Source organism: Citrobacter sp. Cpo065 (assembly GCF_030332805.1).
GTDB lineage: Bacteria > Pseudomonadota > Gammaproteobacteria > Enterobacterales > Enterobacteriaceae > Citrobacter > Citrobacter portucalensis.
In genome coordinates this window covers 141,414-163,249 of record NZ_JAOWHC010000020.1, presented here as the reverse complement: position 1 = coordinate 163,249, position 21,836 = coordinate 141,414, and the positions used below count along the sequence as shown (strand labels likewise).

Here is a 21,836-nt window from a genome sequence, read left to right as displayed (position 1 = left end):
CGGCTTAATACTAACCCCAGCTCAGGATCACTTTCCCTGACTGGCCTGAACGCATCGCGTCAAAGCCCTGCTGGAATTCATCGATGGAGAATCGATGGGTGATGATCGGCGACAAATCCAGACCAGACTGGATCAGTGCAGCCATTTTGTACCAGGTTTCAAACATCTCACGACCGTAGATACCTTTAATAAACAGCCCCTTAAAGATAACTTTGGTCCAATCGATTGACATATCAGATGGCGGAATACCCAGCATAGCAATACGGCCACCGTGGTTCATGGTGTCCAGCATGGCGCGAAACGCTGGCGGCGCCCCGGACATCTCCAGGCCCACATCAAACCCTTCGGTCATACCCAGTTCAGCCATCACGTCGGTCAGATTCTCTTTCGACACGTTGACCGCGCGGGTGATACCCATTTTGCGCGCCAGCTCAAGGCGATACTCATTAACGTCGGTGATCACCACGTGGCGTGCGCCAACGTGCTTCGCGACCGCCGCCGCCATAATACCGATTGGACCCGCACCGGAAACCAGCACATCTTCCCCAACCAGATCGAACGACAGCGCCGTGTGCACTGCATTACCAAACGGATCGAAGATAGACGCCAGGTCGTCGGAGATATTGTCCGGGATTTTAAATGCGTTAAATGCCGGGATCACCAGGTACTCCGCAAAGCAGCCAGGGCGGTTTACACCGACACCGGTCGTATTGCGGCACAGGTGAGTACGTCCACCGCGGCAGTTACGGCAATGCCCGCAGGTGATATGACCTTCGCCTGAAACGCGATCGCCGATTTTAAAGCCTTTAACTTCCTGACCGATGCCAACAACTTCGCCGACATATTCATGCCCAACGACCATCGGTACCGGGATGGTTTTTTGCGACCATTCATCCCAGTTATAAATGTGAACGTCAGTCCCGCAGATGGCTGTTTTACGGATTTTAATCAGCAAATCGTTATGACCGACTTCCGGTTCAGGAACGTCGGTCATCCAAATGCCCTCTTCCGCTTTCAGTTTGGATAACGCTTTCATTTCACATCCTCAGGCAATAACGCCCAGTTGTTTACCAATGCGTGTGAACGCCTCAACAGCACGCGTAATCTGCTCAGGGGTATGCGCCGCAGACATCTGGGTACGGATACGCGCCTGGCCTTTTGGAACCACCGGATAAAAGAATCCGGTAACGTAAATCCCCTCTTTTTGCAGTTCGCGGGCGAATGCCTGCGCCACTACTGCATCACCCAGCATAACCGGGATGATCGCGTGATCCGCACCGGCTAACGTAAAGCCTGCGGCAGACATTTGCTCGCGGAACTGACGTGCATTCGCCCACAGGCGATCGCGCAGATCGCTGCCAGCTTCAACCATTTCCAGCACTTTAATGGAAGCCGCAACAATCGCCGGTGCCAGTGAGTTGGAGAACAAATAAGGGCGGGAACGCTGACGCAGCCACTCAACAACTTCTTTGCGCGCTGCGGTGTAACCACCGGATGCGCCGCCGAGTGCTTTACCCAGCGTACCGGTGATGATGTCCACGCGACCCATCACGTCACAGTATTCATGGGAGCCACGACCATTTTCGCCGACAAAACCGACGGCATGGGAATCATCAACCATGACCAGCGCGTCGTATTTATCCGCTAGATCGCAAACGCCTTTCAGGTTAGCGATTACCCCATCCATAGAGAACACGCCATCAGTGGCGATCAGGATATGACGAGCGCCCGCTTCACGCGCTTCTTTCAGGCGAGCTTCCAGTTCCACCATATCGTTGTTGGCGTAACGGAAACGTTTTGCTTTACACAGACGCACACCATCAATGATAGAAGCGTGGTTCAGGGCATCGGAAATAATTGCGTCTTCTGCGCCCAACAGCGTTTCAAACAGGCCACCGTTGGCGTCGAAGCAAGAAGAGTAAAGGATGGCATCTTCCATACCGAGGAATGCCGCCAGTTTTTGCTCCAGTTGTTTATGGCTGTCCTGGGTACCGCAAATAAAGCGAACCGAAGCCATACCAAATCCGTGAGAATCCATACCCGCTTTTGCCGCTGCAATCAGTTCCGGATGGTTAGCCAGTCCCAGATAGTTGTTCGCACAAAAGTTAATAACGTGGCTTCCATCCGCCACGGTGATATCCGCCTGCTGGGCAGATGTAATAATGCGTTCTTCTTTAAACAATCCTTCCGCACGTGCGGTTTCGAGATCGTTCGTTAACTGTTTGTAAAAATCCCCACGCATTTCAATTCTCCAGACTGGGCAAATTTCAGCACATATTACCCAAAGCTATACGTTGATACGAGATGACGCATCATCACTTCTTCAAAATGAAGCATAAATCACGTGTACCCGCACGGCTTATCGGTGAATGGCTGAAGCCTAAGCCATGTAGTGATATGATAGAAGTATTCGTGTCTGAGATTGTCTCTGACTCCATAATTCAAAGGTTACATTTATGATCATCGTTACCGGCGGCGCGGGCTTTATCGGCAGCAACATCGTTAAAGCCCTGAATGATAAAGGTATCACCGACATCCTGGTGGTGGACAACCTGAAAGACGGTACCAAGTTTGTTAACCTGGTGGATCTGAATATTGCTGACTACATGGACAAGGAAGACTTCCTGATCCAGATTATGGCCGGGGAAGATTTCGGTGATATCGAAGCGATTTTCCACGAAGGCGCATGCTCTTCCACCACCGAGTGGGACGGCAAGTATATGATGGACAACAACTATCAATACTCCAAAGAGCTACTGCACTACTGCCTGGAGCGTGAAATCCCGTTCCTGTACGCGTCCTCTGCCGCCACCTACGGCGGTCGCACTTCTGATTTCATCGAATCCCGTGAATATGAGAAACCGCTGAACGTCTACGGCTACTCAAAATTCCTGTTCGACGAGTACGTGCGTCAGATCCTGCCAGAAGCCAATTCTCAGATTGTTGGCTTCCGCTATTTCAACGTTTACGGACCGCGTGAAGGCCACAAAGGCAGCATGGCAAGCGTTGCTTTCCACCTCAACACCCAGCTTAACAATGGCGAAACGCCAAAACTGTTTGAAGGCAGTGAAAACTTCAAACGTGATTTCGTTTATGTAGGCGACGTGGCTGCGGTAAACCTGTGGTTCCTGGAAAATGGGGTTTCCGGCATCTTTAACCTCGGTACAGGTCGTGCGGAATCTTTCCAGGCCGTTGCCGATGCTACGCTGGCGTACCACAAAAAAGGCAGCATTGAGTACATTCCATTCCCGGAAAAACTGAAAGGCCGCTACCAGGCATTTACCCAGGCAGATCTGACGAACCTGCGCGCAGCGGGCTATGACAAGCCGTTTAAAACCGTCGCCGAAGGCGTCACGGAATATATGGCCTGGCTGAACCGCGACGCGTAAGTATGAAAATTTTGGTGGTTGGCCCGTCTTGGGTGGGCGACATGATGATGTCGCAAAGTCTCTATCGCACGCTCAAGGCGCGCTATCCCCAGGCGATAATCGACGTGATGGCACCTGCCTGGTGCCGTCCGTTATTGTCGCGCATGCCAGAAGTCAACGAAGCTATCGCCATGCCGTTGGGGCACGGCGCGCTGGAGATCGGCGAGCGCCGTAAACTCGGCCACAGTCTGCGTGAGAAGCGCTATGACCGCGCTTATGTGCTGCCTAACTCGTTTAAATCCGCTCTGGTGCCGTTCTTTGCGGGTATTCCCCATCGTACCGGTTGGCGTGGCGAGATGCGCTACGGTCTGCTGAACGATGCGCGCGTACTGGATAAAGACGCATGGCCACTGATGGTCGAGCGCTATGTGGCTCTGGCTTATGATAAAGGCGTGATGCTGACGGCCAAAGATTTGCCGCAGCCTCTGCTATGGCCACAGTTGCAGGTCAGTGAGGGTGAAAAATCGCTAACCTGTAGCCAGTTCTCCCTTTCAGCCGAACGCCCCATCATCGGTTTTTGCCCAGGTGCGGAATTTGGTCCAGCAAAACGCTGGCCACATTACCACTACGCAGAGTTGGCGAAGCAGTTGATCGATGAAGGCCATCAGATTGTGCTGTTTGGCTCAGCAAAAGACCATGAAGCTGGCAATGAGATCCTGGCAACGCTGAGCACTGAACAGCAAGCCTGGTGCCGTAATCTGGCGGGCGAAACACAGCTGGAACAGGCCGTCATTCTGCTCGCCGCCTGCAAAGCGGTCGTCACCAACGATTCTGGATTAATGCACGTGGCCGCAGCACTGAACCGTCCACTGGTCGCATTGTATGGTCCAAGCAGCCCGGATTTTACGCCCCCGCTTTCCCACAAGGCACGTGTCATTCGCCTGATTACGGGGTATCACAAAGTGCGTAAGGGCGATGCGGCAGAAGGCTATCACCAGAGTCTGATGGACATCACACCCCAGCGCGTACTGGAAGAACTCAACGACCTGTTGTTACAAGAGGAAGCCTGACGGATGCGGGTTCTGATCGTTAAAACGTCGTCTATGGGCGATGTACTGCATACGTTGCCCGCATTAACTGATGCGCAGCAGGCTATTCCGGGTATTCAATTTGATTGGGTGGTGGAAGAAGGGTTCGCTCAAATCCCCGCCTGGCATTCAGCTGTTGACCGGGTTATTCCAGTAGCGATCCGTCGCTGGCGTAAAGCCTGGTTTTCAGCGCCGATTAAAGCCGAGCGTAAAGCGTTTCACGATGCGGTGCGTTTACAGCATTATGACGCAATAATCGATGCTCAGGGTTTAGTTAAAAGCGCCGCGTTGGTGACACGTCTGGCACGTGGCATCAAGCATGGTATGGACTGGAGCACAGCCCGCGAACCGCTGGCAAGTCTGTTTTATAATCGCAAACATCACATAGCCAAACAGCAGCACGCGGTGGAACGTACCCGTGAATTGTTCGCCAAAAGCCTGGGGTATGCTAAACCGCAGTTGCAGGGTGATTACGCGATTGCGCAGCATTTTGTAAAACAGCAAACGTCTAATTCGCAGCCCTACGCTGTATTTTTACATGCGACCACGCGAGATGATAAGCATTGGACAGAAGCGCACTGGCGGGACCTTATTACGCTGATACCGAAGACAGGGATTCGCATTAAACTTCCCTGGGGAGCAGCGCATGAAGAGGAAAGAGCAAGAAGAATTGCGGAAGGATTTGATAATGTCGATGTATTGCCAAGGATGAGTCTTGAGGAAATTGCGCGTATCCTCGCCGGTGCTAAATTTGTAGTTTCGGTTGATACAGGCCTTAGTCATCTGACCGCCGCGCTCAATCGCCCAAACGTTACGCTGTATGGTCCCACCGACCCAGGGCTCATTGGTGGCTACGGTAAGAATCAGTTAACGTGCATTGCTCCGGAAGGAAAACTGTCGTTACTCACCGCTCAGCAAGTACTAACACACCTACCGTCCGACGTATAATCCCCCGACTCGGGACGGGTGCTCTGCACGCTTATCAGAACATGCAGAGCATCGGTAAGCTTACTGCAGGAATGGTTTTACATGCGCCATGATCTCTTCGCAACTCACCTTCTCTAGCGCTGAACGATACTTAATTTCATCCAGCGTCGTATAGGCTTTGTAAACCACCTTGTGCAATTGAGGGTCCTGATAGGGGCCATAAAGATAGGGTGAGGTGATCACATACATACTCACCGTCGGTACCCGCATTGCCACGGCAAGGTGCATAGGGCCTGTATCAGATGTTACCAGCAGGTCCATATTCTTCACTTCCTGAATCAACCCTTTAAGCGTCGTTTTACCGATAAGTGGCTTTACGCGGTCATGAAAGCGGCTATCCAGCTTTTGCAAAAATTCGTCCTGCAGAGGCACTTCATTCGGCGCGCCAATCAGGACGACACGCACATCATCATGGGCAAAAAGTTGGTTTGCGAAAGTGACAAATCGCTCAACAGGCCAGCATTTCTTAAAGGATGATGCTCCCATTTGAAAACCAATCCAGCGCAGCTTTGAATCTTCCTCGCTCACCGTACGTTCGACAGGAAACGGCAGGTGCATACTGTTGTCTGGCTTTTCATTCAGCAACGGCATGATAAGCTCCAGCTTTCGCTGAATAGTATGCCCAACGAATTTACTGATTCTGTTGGTTGCCCATTTACTTACGAGTGGGATGTCCTGCTTATCGTTATCCACAAAGACATACTTTGTGCCAGCAATAATGGCGCTAAGGAAATCGTAAGGTGTATGTGAGTGAAGAATTACCGTCAGGTCTGGCGTTCCACGTTTCTTGATCTCTTTAACCAATGCCGGGAGGGTGGTGAGTTTATTATCCCATGAGATAAGATCGTCCCAGTCACTCCCCCCTTTGAGGAAGTCATACATCTTTTTGTGGCAAATCAGGGTGATTGTCGCAGAAGGATATGTCTGGCGGAGCGCATGAATTGCTGGAGAGTTCATCATGAAATCACCCAGCGCCGTTGAAGAATAAATCAGGATATTCTTCAGCTGATTTTTATCCTGATTTTCAAATTCTTGCTGACTAAAAGAAAAATCTTTCTTACGGGTGTATATCATTAAAAAAAGATTAACCAGTAATAGCTGAATTTTTTTTCTCAATGCTCTAATCATTAAATAAAACCCATTTAATCTATCGCCAGACAGGCATCAATATATCAACTTATCTATAGCAATAAGTAAACTTATGCTTCATCCATTGCGGTATTTTTACGCACTTGCTCCTGCAGACTTACAAACCGCGTAAATACATCATCGACGCTAATATTGCGAGCATCATAATCTTTTCCTTGCAGCATTTCGTACGGCACACCCCATGGCGTCCATAGCCATGCAGCCTTGTTGCCGAACAGCGCCACCACTGGTTTGCGCACCCCAGCAGCAATATGCAAGGCACCGCCGTCACTGGTCACAATCTGATCGCATAGTGACATACCGGCCATCAGCTCACGAACGCTATTCGTTCTTACTGGAATAATCGGCAGATCGGCACATTGCGCGCTGATAAAATCAGCCTTATCATCATCACCGGGATGTAATTTATTATCTGATTTTCCTGGAGACCAGAATAACATAATATGGCACGCCTGTATGGCTGCAAGTTTATGCGCAAGCTCAACAAACTTTTCTTTTTGCCATTGTTGTTCTTCTCTTCGGGAACTTATCTGCAACCCATAAACAGGTAAATTATCCTGTGGAAATTCTATCTTTGCTTTTATATCAGCCAGTTCTTGGGGTGTGACATACAGCTCCAGCGGACCTGGTTTAGAAGTACAGCCTAGCGGTCCCGTTAATCTATTCAATAAATTGACCAGATGAAGCTGCTCCTGAGTTTCAGGAATGGCATCGGTGACAATGTCCGGGCAGTCATTACCAATAGCGATAATTCTTTTAGCACCCGCTAATTTTGCCCACTGTAAAGGTCGTTTATCCCAATGCTCTTTGGCAATAATCGCGACATCATATTTAGCACGACGCAGATCGATAATCGTCTTCAGGCGCTGAAACAATACCTTAAGGCTAGATGTACCTTTAGAACGGTGGTGCAGCTTGCTGTATAAGAAAACTTTACCTACATGAGGATTATTTTCGATAATCGATTGATTGTAGGTGTTAACCAACAAATCAACTTTACAATTCATGTCTTTTGCAATAGTCGAGATCAGCGGCGTTGTCAGTATCAAGTCACCAATATTATCTCTACGAATAATTAAAACTTTCATTTTTTAGCCCGTGATATTTTATTACTCGTAAAGATCAGTCCCAGCATTAAACCTGATAACGCAAGGTTTTGCTCAAGATAGTGATCGCGCATCATGTTATCTACACCACTACGGAACAAGAAGCTCACCGTGAAAAGAGACAAGTACAGACCCGGAATTATTAAATCACGAGAGAATGCGCGCCAGCCAATAAGGATCATCAACATGACGAATGCCACCCAGTTGATAAGCCCAAGGATACCGTTCTGAAGCGCGACATCAATCAACCCGTAATGGCTGTTAGATTGCTGAATAATAGGGTCGTGATATTTTTCCTGCAGAAGCACTAAGAATGCATCTTTTCGCGGACCCGCACCAAACGGATATTCAGCGATCAGTTCGCTCCCCTGACGGAAGAACGATGCCCGGCAACTATTCGAGTCATCCATTATGCGGCCAGTGCTGTCCTGCATCAACGGGCCATCAAAACCGTTATAACAACGACTGTGCATACCCAGATCCCAGCCAGCAACCATATCCATGCTTAGGCTTTTCCAACGGGAGTCCTGATGCCAGGAAGTGTAGCCTATAATGCCTACTACCATCGCAACGACCAGTGCAGCCAGACAGAGCTTCGGCAAGTTCTTTCGGCTAATCGCTTTTAAGGCAATAAATACGCAGATAGAAATCGTACTACCAATCAGACCAATAGTTCCCCAGCGGGTCTTCGCTAATGCTGAACAGATGAAGCACAGCAAAATAAAGGCAGCCATCAATTTGTTGCTGAAAATTAGATACTTACGGCCCAGGAACAGTCGACAGGCAAGTTCTGCCAGTAAAATTCCCGAAACCATGTTTATCTGAAAGCTCATCTCGGTGCGAGTTGGTACAATCCACGTCTCACCCCAGAGTATCGTTCCCGTCTTGATATAAAAATAGATATTCTGCAGCAGGTGAATAAATATCACCCCTAGCGAACACAGAACAACTAAAGACAATACCTTATTGGCTGTTATATATTTAAAATGATACTTACAGATTGGATACAAAAAGAGTCCAACAAAGAATAATAGCCCCGCACGCAGGTACTGTCCCTGCCAGCTGCGCAGCATTTTCCCCACATCAACTGCAACAAATAATCCATTGATCAGTGTAAACACGAGAAAAATAAGAATTAAAGCGACAGCATATTTCGCCAGTTGACTAAGCTCAATAGATACATATTTTCTACAAACGCAAAAGTATAAAGTTAGAGCTGCACTTAAATATATGAAGAAATTCCTATTGGCTGGCAAGATAGAATTCTGTATAGGCCAAACAAAACATAGAACACAAAATGAAATTAACAACAAATAAACTGCAATACCTTTACATGAGGCTTGCGTTTGTGTATTTGAATTCATATAAACCCTATTGAAACAAAACCTGACACATATTTATAAATAAAAAATGCAAGAAGAGACATAGTATGAGTTCATTCCATGAAATACAAATTCCATTTACAACATATTTTTTCAGTTAATATTATAATGATTTGCGAATTGTTCTTTCGCGAATAGATCTGGCTTTTCCTTCAACCTGTTCAATGAACACACCCTCATTCTTAATAATATCTTTCAGGCTACGATTGAAGTATATTTTTAAAAATCTATAATAATCTCGGGCCGTCAATCCAATATTGTCGGACGAAAAATAAAGCCCGATAAGATCCTTATTACGCCAACGTAAAGGCACTTTATTTCTAATTTGTGCCCGATGCAGATCGATCACCGAAATTTTTAGACTATCTTCATTTTTATCATCAAATGGAAGATGAAGTAAGAAATGGCAAATATAACAATCACGATGGTTAACACCGCCAAGATGCATCGCGCGAACCATATCGGCTACACGTTGAATCAGCATTCTTTTTACGTGCGGATGCGGGGGTTCAACACACCAATTCGCACAATAATCTTCCAGGCTAATAGTTGGCGTTAAATCTTCGGTAATGATAAAAGAGGTTTTCTTTACCGGATTCCAACCCGTTTCGCCAAATGCAACGCCATGCATCGTATCAACGCCTAAGGAGGCTAAACGGTGTATGGCATTCCACTCACGGTCGGCACCCAGTACCGGCATACGAAGTGACAGTAGATTTTTAATGACTTCTTTATAAGTGGTACCTCGGTGCCACTTCAAAAAATAGCTCTTATTAGCAACGCTAAAACGAAGTGTGCGACGGGTTTCTAGTTCCCGAAAGACCTCACCCTGAAGCTTTCTAACCTCGATGAATGGGTCTTTTCCCTTCCACAATGTGGCAAAGGGTTCATTTAACTCAACCATGCAATTCACCTGTAATAATATCCGCTACATGTTCTGGCAAACTATAAAGATCCTGCGTATCCGCATAATGCCGCGCATTTTTCGCCCACTTTTCACGAAGAGAACTATCCGCCAGGACCTTATGCAAATCGTCATCAAGCGCATGTTGCTCAAAAGGTTCACTCAATACAACACCGCATCCTGCCGCCGCTACGTGAGGTGCGTACCCGCAGACCTCCGTCACGAGCACAGGCAAACCCGCCGCGATAGCTTCAACCAGTACAATTCCCGCAGCTTCCTGCTTCGCCGGATGTAATAACACGTCCGCAGCCGCCATCAGATGTGCAACATCATCACGCCCAGCAAAGAAATGGACGTTCTCTTTCACACCCATTCTTTCTGCCTGCGCAGCGAATGCGCGAGGTTTATCCTGACCAACAACAAAGAGCTGGGTTTGACGACGGAGAGCCTCAGGCAGTGCGGCGACAGCGGCAATTGAGCGGCCGACTCCTTTTCGTGAAAAATCAGAACCAACCTGCAACAATAAGAAGTGATCCGGAGTGATGCCGTTGGCTTCACGGTAGCGTTCACGGCTACCGGGGGCCTGGCTACTGTATTTTCTATCGGGATAGATGCCGGGCGGAAGAAGCTGAAAGCGCTCGTCTTCCGTATGGTAATACATTTTAAAATCAAGGATTTGTTTTGTAGTCAGCATCAGCAACTTTGTCTTCATCCCTGGTTTAAACACAGCTTGCTCAAAGGCTGAGTAGTGACGGTATCGCGCCGTTAAGCGATACAAGACCCCCTTTTCTTTCGCTACCTTCGCCGCATAACACACATCCGCTGCGTAGTAATAATCCAGCCCCGGCATTTTATTAAAACCCAGGACACGGTCTGCCGGGTACTGAGATAAATGCTGCTGAACCCACGTCTGATACTGTTTATCTCGTCCATGGTTGGAATGTGCGGTAACCGGGACATCAACGCACTCAAATTCCGCCGGGCGCTCCCCTTGCCAGGATCGTGTATAGACTCGGACATGATGCCCGCGCGCCGCGATCGTTTTAGCGATACGCATAAAGTCACGCTGTAGCCCACCATAGGGAAAATATTTGTACAGACAGAGGGCAACAATCATTGTGCATTCACCTCAATTTCTGGCGCGTCGCCATTGAGCACTTGCCAGGCGGCGTTAATAACATCTTCCGCAGGGATCACTGACGGATATTTATAACTGCGGTCCAGCTGCTCTCTTGGCGGTACTGGCTGATAGTTTCCAGCCCATAGCAGCGTGACATTTTCCGCCCATGGCCGCCACGCAATATGATCCGTCGCGCCAAACAAACAAATGATAGGGGTCTTCACCGCTGCGGAAATATGCATAGGCGCGGAGTCAACACCGATAAACAACGCAGCATGATCAATGAGAGCAGCCAATTCAGGAAACGTCGTTTTACCCGCAAGCGCGGTGACGGGAGATAATTTGCATCCCTCAGCAATATCATGGATACATTCCTGGTCTTCCTTCCCTGGTCCAGAAGTCAGCACAACCGGATAACCTTGTTCCTGTAAGGCATCAATAACCTCGCAAAATTTCTCGTTATCCCAACATTTAAAGATCTGACGTGCGGTTGGCTGAATAACCACATAGCGCTCACCCACGTTGAGCTGTTTTAGCTGTTCATGGATATTTTTCCAATGGGAAGGAGCGTAGTGCATGGACAGTTCGTGATTGAGTGTTTTAAGCCCAAGTGGATTCAGAATCGACAGGTTACGCTCGACGATATGGTCGCCAGTAATCGGCACAAGATGCGTAAAGCTCTTCTGCCAGAAAGGCTTCTGACGGTGCGGGAAATCAGGGGAAAGTTTTGTATCCGCGGACAAAAAGCGGACCAATAGTGCAACCAGCCACTGATCGGTCAAGTTGATTACTAAATCATATTGGTTTTGGCGTAACTTTTTTATTAATGAAATGAAATTAGCGATTTTCTTTTTTGTCGTGGCGTTTTTCTTACTGATTCCATATAGCGCATTAATTTCCGGATTTTCAGATAAAATCGGCTTTGTGTCTTCGTAAAGGAGCACATCGATTTTGGCATCAGGATAGTTACGTTTTAATGTACTTATGACGGGGGTTGTCAGCAGCATATCGCCATGAAAACGCATTTTAATGACTAGGATATTTCTGAATAACTTTTCCACAAGCGGCTCTTTTGTTGAGAGTGTCCGATACCGTTAAGCAAAAAAAAGCACGCTACCGCCCCAAGCTCAACAGTTGCCTGATTACTGATATCGCACTAAAATTTTGCGCGCTAGTGTACCACTTCTTTAGTGGCAATCCGATACGAATAAAAGTTAAGCACATTTTTCTTTTCGTCTTTCCAATCAATTCATTAGCGCAGATTGATGCCAACTTTAAAACCAATTTTGTTATCTTCTCTAGCCCCTGACTTTAATTTCAAAGAGTTACACCAGAATGTAACTTAATGGTCTATCACACGTCAGATTGACCACTTTAGCGTCTAATTGGTCCCTGAATGGCAAAAGTAATAGCAAAGCACCGGGTAAATACATAGAATCCACAGCACATCCATTAGCCAGCTAACGCCCATGCTTGAGTTGCTTTACACCACATTGCTCTATCTTATTCAGCCTCTGATCTGGATACGGCTTTGGGTGCGCGGACGTAAGGCTCCGGCCTACCGTAAACGCTGGGGCGAACGCTACGGCTTTTATCGCCGCCCGCTAAAACCTGGCGGCATCATGCTTCATTCGGTTTCTGTGGGCGAAACGCTGGCTGCAATCCCATTAGTTCGCGCTCTGCGACATCGTTATCCCGACTTGCCGATCACGGTAACCACCATGACGCCAACCGGTTCCGAGCGCGTACAATCTGCTTTTGGTACTGACGTTCAGCACATTTATTTACCATACGATTTACCGGATGCCCTGAACCGTTTTCTGAATAAAGTTGACCCCAAACTGGTGTTAATTATGGAAACCGAGCTGTGGCCAAATCTGATCGCGGCACTCCATAAGCGCCACATTCCTCTGGTCATTGCCAACGCACGTCTTTCTGCTCGTTCAGCCGCTGGTTATGCGAAATTAGGTAAATTTGTTGGCAGACTACTGCGTCGAATTACGTTGATTGCCGCACAAAACGAAGAAGATGGCGCACGTTTTATTACGCTTGGCGCCAGAAGCAATCAAGTCACCGTTACTGGCAGCCTGAAGTTTGATATATCCGTCACACCGCAACTGGCCGCAAAAGCGGTGACATTACGTCGTCAATGGGCGCCTCACCGCCCGGTATGGATTGCAACCAGCACCCACGACGGTGAAGAAAGCATCGTCATTGCCGCTCATCAGGCGTTATTAAATCAGTTCCCGAATCTTTTACTGATTCTGGTCCCCAGACATCCAGAACGGTTCCCGGATGCCATTAACCTCGTACGCCAGGCTGGACTAAGCTATACCACTCGTTCTTCGGGTGAAGTTCCATCATCAGGTACTCAGGTTGTGATCGGCGATACCATGGGTGAGCTGATGTTGCTGTATGGCATTGCCGACCTTGCTTTTGTCGGCGGTTCACTGGTTGAACGTGGTGGACACAACCCGCTGGAAGCGGCAGCACATGCTATTCCGGTGTTGATGGGACCACATACGTTTAATTTTAAAGATATTTGCGCCCGTCTCGAACAGGCAAGCGGATTGATCACCGTCACCGACGCAACTACGCTGGTGAAAGAGGTCTCTTCTTTACTGACCGATGCAGATTATCGTAATTTTTATGGCCGTCACGCAGTTGAAGTTCTGTATCAAAATCAGGGCGCGCTACAGCGTCTGCTGCAACTGCTGGAACCTTACCTGCCACCCAAAACGCATTGAGGCAAGTCATGCAAAAACGGGCGATTTATCCAGGAACCTTTGATCCTATTACTAACGGCCACCTCGATATCGTGACGCGTGCGACAAGCATGTTTGATCACGTGATTCTGGCGATTGCCGCAAGCCCCAGTAAAAAGCCGATGTTTACTCTGGAAGAGCGCGTTGAGCTGGCACAACAGGCAACGGCGCATCTTGGCAATGTGGAAGTGCTGGGATTCAGCGATCTGATGGCAAACTTTGCCCGTGATAATCAGGCGAATATTCTGATCCGTGGCCTGCGCGCGGTAGCCGATTTTGAGTATGAAATGCAGCTGGCCCATATGAACCGCCACCTCATGCCACAGCTGGAAAGCGTTTTTCTGATGCCATCTAAAGAGTGGTCTTTTATCTCATCGTCACTGGTGAAAGAAGTTGCCCGCCACCAGGGTGACGTGACGCACTTTTTGCCGGAAAACGTCCATCAGGCGTTAATGAGTAAACTGAAGTAATGCACCAGGCCGGATGCAGCATCCGGCCAGCAATGAAACTATTTCTGACAGCGACGACAATAGAACGTTGTACGCTGGGCGTGTTTTGTCGCAACAATCGGTGCGCCACATGCGTGGCAAGGTTCACCTTCTCTCCCATAGACCTGCAGCTCCTGGGCAAAATAGCCAGGCTTACCGTCACTTTGCAGAAAGTCCTTCAGCGTCGTCCCGCCCTGCTCGATAGAGCGCAGCAACACCGCCTTGATTACGCGTACCAGCAATTCACACTCATCTTTCGACAATGATGACGCAAGACGGTCAGGATGAATCCCAGCCGCAAATAGCGACTCGCTGGCGTAGATATTACCCACACCCACCACCAGCTTGTTATCCATCAGCCAGGGTTTAATCGCCGTTTTCTTCTTCGCACATTTCTGCTGTAGATAATTGGCGTTGAAATCGTCGCTCAGCGGCTCAGGGCCAAGATGAGCGAGTACATTATGTCCATCCAGTTCTTTAGCCCACAGCCAGGCGCCAAAGCGACGGGGATCGGTATAACGCAGAACTTTGCCGTTGCCCATCACTAAGTCAACGTGGTCGTGCTTGTCTGCCGGAAGCTCTTCAGGAAGGATACGCAAGCTACCCGACATCCCCAGATGAATGATTATCCAGCCATCCGCCAGTTCTAGCAGCAGGTATTTCGCGCGCCGCTGTACGCTGAGGACAGGTTGATCACTCAGACGATAGATTTCCTCAGATACTGGCCAACGCAAACGACCGTTACGCACCGTCGCGTGCATAATCGTTGCCCCCACCAGATGCGGCTCAATACCACGGCGGCTGGTTTCGACTTCAGGTAATTCAGGCATAGTATCTCCGGCGGTATGTGAGGTCTCATTAATATGGGGACGGCCAGAAAACAAAAAACCCCGCCGAGGCAGGGTTTTTCTTTACATCAAAACGAAAATTATTTGATTTTCGCTTCTTTGTATAAAACGTGCTGACGAACAACTGGATCGAACTTTTTCAGTTCCAGTTTTTCCGGCTTAGTACGTTTGTTCTTCGTAGTGGTATAGAAGTGACCAGTACCAGCAGAAGAAACCAGCTTGATTTTCTCACGAATACCTTTAGCCATGATTTATTTCCTCTTAGTACTTAGTACTTTTCGCCACGGGCACGCAGTTCAGACAGAACTGTTTCGATGCCTTTCTTATCAATAACACGCATACCTTTAGCAGATACACGCAGGGTGACAAAACGCTTCTCGCTCTCAACCCAAAAACGGTGAGAGTGCAGGTTAGGCAGGAAACGGCGTTTAGTCGCGTTCAGTGCGTGGGAACGGTTGTTACCGGTCACCGGACGCTTGCCAGTAACTTGGCAGACTCGGGACATGTCTATTCTCCAAAAATCAAATTAGCTCGAGCTTCGTATGGGGTATTGGCGCCTCGTCAGGCTTCTCAGCCCGGTTATCGCAGTTCAATACACTTAATCTTTCAATGTTGCCTCGTCATTGGACGCAACAAGAATGATTTTGCGTATTTGCGAACTCTCGATTGCCAGGCCCAAATGCCAAACCCGAGATTCTCAAAGGTGGCGTAGTATACGCTGAGTCAGCGATGTGCTCAAGTCCCGAACAGACAAAGATCCCGATGGATCGCGTAAAGTGCGTTAAATCCAACCGCGTTCCGCAAAAGAAACGTACTCTCCGCGCCCAATGACCAGATGATCAAGCACCCGGATATCCATGAACTGACAGCATTTCACAACACGCTCGGTGATGAGTTTATCTGCTTTACTCGGCTCTGCACACCCCGAAGGGTGATTATGCGCAAGGATCACCGCAGAAGCATTCATTTTTATCGCTTCACGGACAATTTCTCTCGGATGCACCTCGACATGGCTAAGCGTACCGGAAAAAAGTTTGCTGTGTTTAATCACGCGATGTTGAGAATCCATAAAGATCACCAGAAAGATCTCACGTTCCTCTTGCGAAAGCTGGCTTTGCAGAAATTCACGCGCCATTTCCGGACTAAGTAGAGCACGCTCCTCTATCACTCGCACGTTGTAGTAGCGTCTTGCCAGCTCAGCAATCCCCTTCAACTGCGCGTACTTCGCGATACCGATTCCCTGAACATAGCTAAAATCCATGTAATCAGCAGACAACAGGCCATACAGCGACTCAAAATGCTGAAGCATCTCTTTCGCCAGCGTAAGCACATCTTTACCCTGCATGCCGGTACGTAAAAAAAGAGCCAAAAGCTCAACATCGGTCAGAGAACTGGCCCCCTGCGCCAATAGCTTTTCCCGGGGCATCATACTTCCTGTATTTTCCATACTTCTCCCTCCTCTCGCGTCCGCATAGTGGCATAACACCGACGGTGATTCGACGCGTTGTTTTCACTTCTTCGTAGCGCCTCGCAAAGTGGAGCACGGTCAAAAGCACGACAAATTGCGGATTGTGATAAAATATCCGCCTTCTGGTGAAACCCAACAGGAAAGATCATGATGAGCCTGGCCGGTAAAAAAATCGTACTTGGCGTCAGTGGCGGTATTGCTGCGTACAAGACCCCTGAGTTGGTGCGTCGTTTACGGGAACGCGGCGCTGACGTCCGCGTGGCGATGACCGAAGCGGCAAAAGCATTTATTACTCCCCTGAGTTTACAGGCGGTTTCAGGTTATCCCGTTTCCGACAGCCTGCTTGACCCCGCAGCCGAAGCCGCGATGGGCCACATTGAGCTGGGGAAATGGGCCGATTTGGTCATCCTGGCGCCCGCTACAGCAGACCTGATTGCTCGTGTCGCCGCAGGTATGGCCAACGACCTGGTGTCAACGATTTGTCTGGCAACGCCTGCTCCTGTTGCTGTACTGCCAGCCATGAACCAGCAGATGTATCGCTCTGCCGCGACCCAGCACAACCTGGGTATTCTTGCCTCACGCGGTTTACTCATTTGGGGTCCTGACAGCGGTAGTCAGGCATGTGGTGATATCGGCCCTGGGCGCATGCTGGATCCGTTAACGATTGTGGATATGGCGGCAGAACATTTTTCACCTGTCAACGATCTGCAACATCTCAACATCATGATTACGGCGGGTCCGACGCGTGAACCGCTTGATCCCGTGCGTTATATTTCCAACCACAGTTCCGGGAAGATGGGGTTTGCGATCGCGGCCGCTGCCGCAAAGCGCGGGGCAAACGTCACACTGGTATCGGGTCCGGTTTCGTTATCCACACCACCATTTGTTCAACGGGTTAATGTGATGACCGCGCTGGAAATGGAAGCCGCTGTGCAGTCTACGGTGCAACAACAGCATATTTTTATCGGCTGCGCTGCAGTCGCTGATTATCGCGCTGAAACTGTCGCCCACGAAAAAATAAAAAAACAAGCGACGCAGGGCGATGAATTAACAGTAAAAATGGTCAAAAATCCGGACATTATCGCCGGTGTTGCCGCACTGGATGTTAACCGTCCTTTTGTCGTTGGGTTTGCCGCCGAAACAAATAATGTGGAAGAATATGCCCGGCAAAAACGCATCCGCAAAAACCTTGATGTGATCTGTGCGAACGACGTTTCGCTGTCAACTCAAGGGTTTAACAGCGATAGCAACGCATTACACCTTTTTTGGCAGGATGGAGACAAAGTCTTACCGCTTGAGCGTAAAGAACTCCTGGGCCAATTATTACTCGACGAGATCGTGACCCGTTATGATGAAAAAAATCGACGTTAAGATTCTGGACCCGCGCGTAGGGCAACAATTTCCGCTCCCGACGTACGCCACTTCTGGTTCTGCCGGACTTGACCTGCGTGCTTGTCTTGATGACGCCGTAGAGCTGGCGCCGGGCGCAACAACGCTGGTGCCAACCGGGTTAGCTATCCACATTGCCGATCCTTCTCTGGCAGCGGTAATGCTCCCGCGCTCCGGGCTGGGCCATAAGCACGGTATCGTGTTGGGCAATCTGGTTGGTTTGATTGATTCCGACTACCAGGGCCAACTGATGGTGTCCGTCTGGAACCGTGGTCAGGACAGCTTCACTATTGAGCCGGGCGAACGTATCGCGCAGATGGTATTTGTACCGGTCGTGCAGGCTGAATTTAATCTGGTGGAAGAGTTTGAAGCCACCGATCGTGGCGAAGGTGGCTTCGGCCATTCCGGGCGCAAGTAACCCGCAGAAAAGCATCCCATAGCGTAATAACGCAATAACACACCGCAAACAACAGTTTGCGGTCGCTGTGTGGATGCCTGCCTGGCAAGAGCTTATTTTCAGGGGTATTTTGTAACATGGTAGAAAAGCAAACTGCGAAAAGGAATCGTCGCGAAGAAATACTTCAGTCTCTGGCACTGATGCTTGAGTCCAGCGATGGTAGCCAACGCATCACCACAGCAAAGCTGGCAGCCTCAGTTGGCGTATCCGAAGCGGCATTGTATCGCCATTTCCCCAGCAAGACCCGTATGTTCGATAGCCTGATTGAGTTTATCGAAGATAGTCTGATTACGCGTATCAATCTGATTTTGAAAGATGAAAAAGACACCAACGCGCGTCTGCGTCTGATCGTTCTGCTGATTTTAGGGTTTGGTGAGCGTAATCCAGGCCTGACACGAATTCTGACCGGACACGCGTTGATGTTCGAGCAAGACCGTCTGCAAGGTCGCATTAACCAACTTTTTGAGCGCATTGAAGCGCAGTTGCGCCAGGTTCTGCGAGAAAAAAGAATGCGTGAAGGTGAAGGCTACACCGTGGATGAAACGCTGCTGGCCAGCCAGTTACTGGCTTTCTGCGAAGGTATGCTGTCCCGGTTTGTACGTAGCGAATTTAAATACCGCCCAACGGATGATTTTGACACCCGCTGGCCGTTGGTTGCCGCTCAATTGCAGTAGCGATTTCGTCTTGTCCGGCCTACGGGGTTACGTAGGCCGGATAGGCGCAGCGCCATCCGGCAGTTCTTAAACGCCGTACGCTTCGCGATAGGCCCGTACTGCCACCAGATGCTCCGCCATCTCTGGTTTCTCTTCCAGATACGCAATCAGATCTTTCAGGGTAATGATAGAAATCACCTTGCAGCCATAATCGCGTTCCACTTCCTGAATCGCGGAAATCTCGCCGCGACCGCGTTCCTGACGATCGAGAGAAATCAGTACCCCCGCCAGAGTGGCGCCATTCGCCTGAATAATCTCCATCGACTCACGAATCGCCGTACCTGCGGTGATAACATCATCTACCAGCATGACACGCCCCTCAAGTGCGCTACCTACCAGATTACCGCCTTCGCCATGGGTCTTCGCCTCTTTGCGGTTAAAGCAGTACGGCATATCTTTATCGTGATGTTCCGCAAGTGCTACAGCCGTAGTAGTCGCAATCGGAATACCTTTGTAGGCAGGGCCAAACAGCAAATCGAACTCAATACCGGAATCCACCAGCGCTTCGGCATAAAAACGGCCTAACAGTGCCAGGTCGCGCCCGGTATTAAACAGCCCGGCGTTGAAGAAATAGGGGCTTTTGCGCCCGGATTTCAGCGTAAATTCGCCAAACTTTAGTACCTGCTTGCTAAGCGCAAACTCAATAAACTGGCGCTGATACGGTTTCATGGATTCGCTCCTCATCTCACTTTATTACAGACAAAAAAAAGGCGACTCATCAGTCGCCTTTAAAATCAATTTTCTAACGCCGCCTTCTGCGTCGCTACAATGGATTCGATTCCCCCTCGGGCCAATGCCAGTAGGGTGAGAAGTTCTTCATGGCTGAACGGTTCGCCTTCCGCCGTACCCTGAACCTCTATAATGCGACCGTCCTCAGTCATCACTACGTTCATGTCGGTTTCAGCAGCAGAGTCCTCAACGTACTCAAGGTCACAGAGTGCTTCACCGTTCACAATGCCCACGGAAACCGCGGCAACCATCCCTTTCATCGGGTTAGTTTTCAGCTTACCGCTCGCCACCAGCTTGTTCAGCGCATCCGCCAACGCAACGCATGCGCCAGTAATCGATGCAGTACGCGTACCGCCATCTGCCTGAATAACATCACAGTCCAGCGTAATAGTGAATTCACCGAGCGTCTTCAGGTCAACGGCGGCGCGCAGCGCACGAGCGATCAGGCGCTGGATTTCCATGGTACGGCCGCCCTGCTTACCTTTCGCCGCTTCACGGGCGTTACGGGTGTGCGTGGCGCGTGGCAGCATGCCATATTCTGCGGTGATCCAGCCCTGGCCCTGACCTTTCAGAAAACGCGGTACGCCTTCATCAATAGAGGCGGTACACAGCACTTTGGTATCACCAAATTCGACCAGCACGGAGCCTTCAGCGTGTTTTGTATAATTACGGGTCAGGGTGACGGGACGCACCTGATTGGCACTACGACCTGCTGGACGCATGATAAAATCTCCGGCTTGAAACGAATGTGGCTGCGCATTATACGGACTTCCGACTGTTATTCCTATCCTGACAAGACGCGGATGGCTATAATCCTCCCATCTCATCTTTAAAAACAGGAACGTCTATGATCCGCAGCATGACCGCCTACGCCCGGCGTGAAATCAAGGGTGAATGGGGTAGCGCCACCTGGGAAATGCGCTCGGTAAACCAGCGTTATCTGGAAACCTATTTTCGCCTGCCGGAGCAGTTCCGTAGTCTCGAACCCGTTGTTCGCGAACGTATTCGCACGCGTCTGACGCGCGGTAAAGTCGAATGTACCCTGCGTTTTGAGCCTGATGCCAGCGCGCAAGGCGAGCTGATTCTGAATGAAAAACTCGCTAAACAGCTCGTTAGCGCTGCTAACTGGGTCAAAATGCAGAGCGATGAAGGTGAAATCAACCCGGTTGATATCCTGCGCTGGCCAGGCGTAATGGCTGCCCAGGAGCAGGATCTGGACGCCATTGCCGCCGAAATCCTCGCCGCGCTTGACGGTACGCTGGATGACTTCATCGTTGCGCGTGAAACCGAAGGTCAGGCGCTGAAAGCGCTGATCGAGCAGCGTCTGGAAGGCGTCAGTGCTGAAGTCACAAAAGTGCGTGCTCATATGCCAGAAATCCTGCAATGGCAGCGCGAGCGTCTGGTAGCCAAACTGGAAGACGCCCAGGTGCAGTTGGAAAATAACCGCCTTGAGCAAGAGCTGGTGCTGATGGCGCAACGTATCGATGTGGCGGAAGAATTAGATCGTCTGGAAGCCCACGTCAAAGAAACCTACAACATTCTGAAGAAAAAAGAGGCGGTTGGCCGTCGTCTGGACTTTATGATGCAGGAATTCAACCGTGAGTCGAACACTCTGGCATCGAAGTCTATCAATGCCGAAGTGACGAATTCCGCGATTGAACTGAAGGTACTGATCGAGCAAATGCGCGAGCAAATTCAGAACATCGAGTAAGCGACCATTCTACGTAGCCCGCCAATAAATGGCGAGGCTACGTATTTTTCCCGACGCTTTGATACTCCCTTGTTCAATTCGAATTATATTTTCTCATCATTCTTTATTGAAGGTCATAATACAAAGCGCATATCACCACGCATTTTCAGCAAACTCGCATTAGC

At 49.5% G+C, this 21,836-nt stretch carries 23 protein-coding genes; 9 read left to right on the top strand and 14 right to left on the bottom strand.

The genetic code is table 11. The annotated features are described in order from the left end of the window. Positions 1 to 10: 10 nt before the first annotated feature. A complete protein-coding gene (gene tdh / locus OGY68_RS03655) occupies positions 11 to 1,036 on the bottom strand; it encodes an L-threonine 3-dehydrogenase (protein WP_032945365.1) in 1,026 nt (341 codons plus the stop codon). A 9-nt stretch (positions 1,037 to 1,045) separates the two neighbouring features. Beyond that, the gene (gene kbl / locus OGY68_RS03650) at positions 1,046 to 2,242 is read right to left on the bottom strand and encodes a glycine C-acetyltransferase (RefSeq protein WP_003827313.1); all 1,197 of its coding nucleotides are present in this window, start codon (positions 2,240 to 2,242) and stop codon (positions 1,046 to 1,048) included. A 214-nt stretch (positions 2,243 to 2,456) separates the two neighbouring features. On the opposite strand from kbl, the gene rfaD reads away from it, so the two are divergent. From rfaD to rfaC, 3 genes are read left to right on the top strand one after another with little or no spacing between them, the layout of a single operon-like run. Then, entirely contained in the window at positions 2,457 to 3,389 is a 933-nt protein-coding gene (gene rfaD / locus OGY68_RS03645; protein ID WP_032945367.1) for an ADP-glyceromanno-heptose 6-epimerase, read from the top strand. Positions 3,390 to 3,391: 2 nt separating this feature from the next. Beyond that, on the top strand, positions 3,392 to 4,438 hold the full coding sequence (rfaF, locus tag OGY68_RS03640; RefSeq protein ID WP_032945368.1) for an ADP-heptose--LPS heptosyltransferase RfaF: 1,047 nt from the start codon (positions 3,392 to 3,394) through the stop codon (positions 4,436 to 4,438). Between the two features lie 3 nt (positions 4,439 to 4,441). Beyond that, on the top strand, positions 4,442 to 5,404 hold the full coding sequence (gene rfaC, locus OGY68_RS03635) for a lipopolysaccharide heptosyltransferase RfaC (protein WP_286616843.1): 963 nt from the start codon (positions 4,442 to 4,444) through the stop codon (positions 5,402 to 5,404). A 60-nt stretch (positions 5,405 to 5,464) separates the two neighbouring features. Here rfaC and OGY68_RS03630 read toward each other — a convergent pair whose 3' ends face one another. The 6 genes from OGY68_RS03630 to rfaQ form a co-directional block, all read right to left on the bottom strand. After that, a complete protein-coding gene (locus OGY68_RS03630) occupies positions 5,465 to 6,571 on the bottom strand; it encodes a glycosyltransferase family 9 protein (protein WP_057066870.1) in 1,107 nt (368 codons plus the stop codon). A gap of 71 nt (positions 6,572 to 6,642) precedes the next feature. Continuing rightward, entirely contained in the window at positions 6,643 to 7,680 is a 1,038-nt protein-coding gene (locus tag OGY68_RS03625) for a glycosyltransferase family 9 protein (RefSeq protein ID WP_003827303.1), read from the bottom strand. Then, a complete protein-coding gene (locus OGY68_RS03620) occupies positions 7,677 to 9,062 on the bottom strand; it encodes an O-antigen ligase family protein (protein ID WP_125363607.1) in 1,386 nt (461 codons plus the stop codon). Before OGY68_RS03620 ends, OGY68_RS03625 begins: the two co-directional genes overlap by 4 nt. 121 nt (positions 9,063 to 9,183) lie before the next feature. Further along, the gene (gene rfaP, locus OGY68_RS03615) at positions 9,184 to 9,984 is read right to left on the bottom strand and encodes a lipopolysaccharide core heptose(I) kinase RfaP (RefSeq protein WP_008786473.1); all 801 of its coding nucleotides are present in this window, start codon (positions 9,982 to 9,984) and stop codon (positions 9,184 to 9,186) included. Beyond that, entirely contained in the window at positions 9,977 to 11,101 is a 1,125-nt protein-coding gene (locus OGY68_RS03610) for a glycosyltransferase family 4 protein (protein WP_057066874.1), read from the bottom strand. The genes rfaP and OGY68_RS03610 overlap by 8 nt, the downstream gene beginning before the upstream one ends. Next, entirely contained in the window at positions 11,098 to 12,165 is a 1,068-nt protein-coding gene (gene rfaQ, locus OGY68_RS03605) for a lipopolysaccharide core heptosyltransferase RfaQ (RefSeq protein ID WP_020996054.1), read from the bottom strand. Before rfaQ ends, OGY68_RS03610 begins: the two co-directional genes overlap by 4 nt. A gap of 408 nt (positions 12,166 to 12,573) precedes the next feature. On the opposite strand from rfaQ, the gene waaA reads away from it, so the two are divergent. Both waaA and coaD read left to right on the top strand, forming a co-directional pair. Beyond that, on the top strand, positions 12,574 to 13,851 hold the full coding sequence (waaA, locus tag OGY68_RS03600) for a lipid IV(A) 3-deoxy-D-manno-octulosonic acid transferase (protein ID WP_057066876.1): 1,278 nt from the start codon (positions 12,574 to 12,576) through the stop codon (positions 13,849 to 13,851). A gap of 8 nt (positions 13,852 to 13,859) precedes the next feature. Continuing rightward, positions 13,860 to 14,339 (top strand): pantetheine-phosphate adenylyltransferase, encoded by a 480-nt coding sequence (gene coaD, locus OGY68_RS03595; protein ID WP_003024099.1) that lies wholly within the window; start codon positions 13,860 to 13,862, stop codon positions 14,337 to 14,339. Positions 14,340 to 14,377: 38 nt separating this feature from the next. Here the strand turns inward: coaD and mutM are convergent, their stop codons facing one another. The 4 genes from mutM to radC form a co-directional block, all read right to left on the bottom strand. Continuing rightward, entirely contained in the window at positions 14,378 to 15,187 is an 810-nt protein-coding gene (gene mutM / locus OGY68_RS03590) for a bifunctional DNA-formamidopyrimidine glycosylase/DNA-(apurinic or apyrimidinic site) lyase (protein WP_057066878.1), read from the bottom strand. Positions 15,188 to 15,285: 98 nt separating this feature from the next. Then, positions 15,286 to 15,453, bottom strand: coding sequence for a 50S ribosomal protein L33 (gene rpmG / locus OGY68_RS03585; RefSeq protein WP_003024094.1), 168 nt, complete (start codon positions 15,451 to 15,453; stop codon positions 15,286 to 15,288). Between the two features lie 20 nt (positions 15,454 to 15,473). Beyond that, a complete protein-coding gene (rpmB, locus tag OGY68_RS03580) occupies positions 15,474 to 15,710 on the bottom strand; it encodes a 50S ribosomal protein L28 (protein WP_003024071.1) in 237 nt (78 codons plus the stop codon). A gap of 276 nt (positions 15,711 to 15,986) precedes the next feature. Continuing rightward, positions 15,987 to 16,652, bottom strand: a complete 666-nt coding sequence (gene radC, locus OGY68_RS03575) for a RadC family protein (RefSeq protein ID WP_032945377.1) — start codon at positions 16,650 to 16,652, stop codon at positions 15,987 to 15,989. 171 nt (positions 16,653 to 16,823) lie between these two features. Here radC and coaBC point away from each other — a divergent pair, with 171 nt between their 5' ends. The 3 genes from coaBC to slmA all read left to right on the top strand — a co-directional run bounded on the left by coaBC (position 16,824) and on the right by slmA (position 19,193). Continuing rightward, positions 16,824 to 18,044, top strand: a complete 1,221-nt coding sequence (gene coaBC / locus OGY68_RS03570; protein ID WP_100247204.1) for a bifunctional phosphopantothenoylcysteine decarboxylase/phosphopantothenate--cysteine ligase CoaBC — start codon at positions 16,824 to 16,826, stop codon at positions 18,042 to 18,044. Then, positions 18,022 to 18,480 (top strand): dUTP diphosphatase, encoded by a 459-nt coding sequence (gene dut, locus OGY68_RS03565; protein WP_003827259.1) that lies wholly within the window; start codon positions 18,022 to 18,024, stop codon positions 18,478 to 18,480. The genes coaBC and dut overlap by 23 nt, the downstream gene beginning before the upstream one ends. 116 nt (positions 18,481 to 18,596) lie before the next feature. Beyond that, positions 18,597 to 19,193, top strand: coding sequence for a nucleoid occlusion factor SlmA (gene slmA / locus OGY68_RS03560; protein WP_003827257.1), 597 nt, complete (start codon positions 18,597 to 18,599; stop codon positions 19,191 to 19,193). Positions 19,194 to 19,259: 66 nt separating this feature from the next. Here slmA and pyrE read toward each other — a convergent pair whose 3' ends face one another. Then, positions 19,260 to 19,901, bottom strand: coding sequence for an orotate phosphoribosyltransferase (gene pyrE, locus OGY68_RS03555; RefSeq protein ID WP_020996052.1), 642 nt, complete (start codon positions 19,899 to 19,901; stop codon positions 19,260 to 19,262). Positions 19,902 to 19,966: 65 nt separating this feature from the next. Further along, the gene (gene rph / locus OGY68_RS03550) at positions 19,967 to 20,683 is read right to left on the bottom strand and encodes a ribonuclease PH (protein ID WP_003024054.1); all 717 of its coding nucleotides are present in this window, start codon (positions 20,681 to 20,683) and stop codon (positions 19,967 to 19,969) included. A gap of 125 nt (positions 20,684 to 20,808) precedes the next feature. Between rph and OGY68_RS03545 the strand changes: the two genes are divergently transcribed. Then, complete coding sequence (locus tag OGY68_RS03545) at positions 20,809 to 21,672, top strand: YicC/YloC family endoribonuclease (RefSeq protein WP_003024052.1); 864 nt, start codon at positions 20,809 to 20,811, stop codon at positions 21,670 to 21,672. The last annotated feature ends 164 nt before the right edge of the window (positions 21,673 to 21,836 follow it).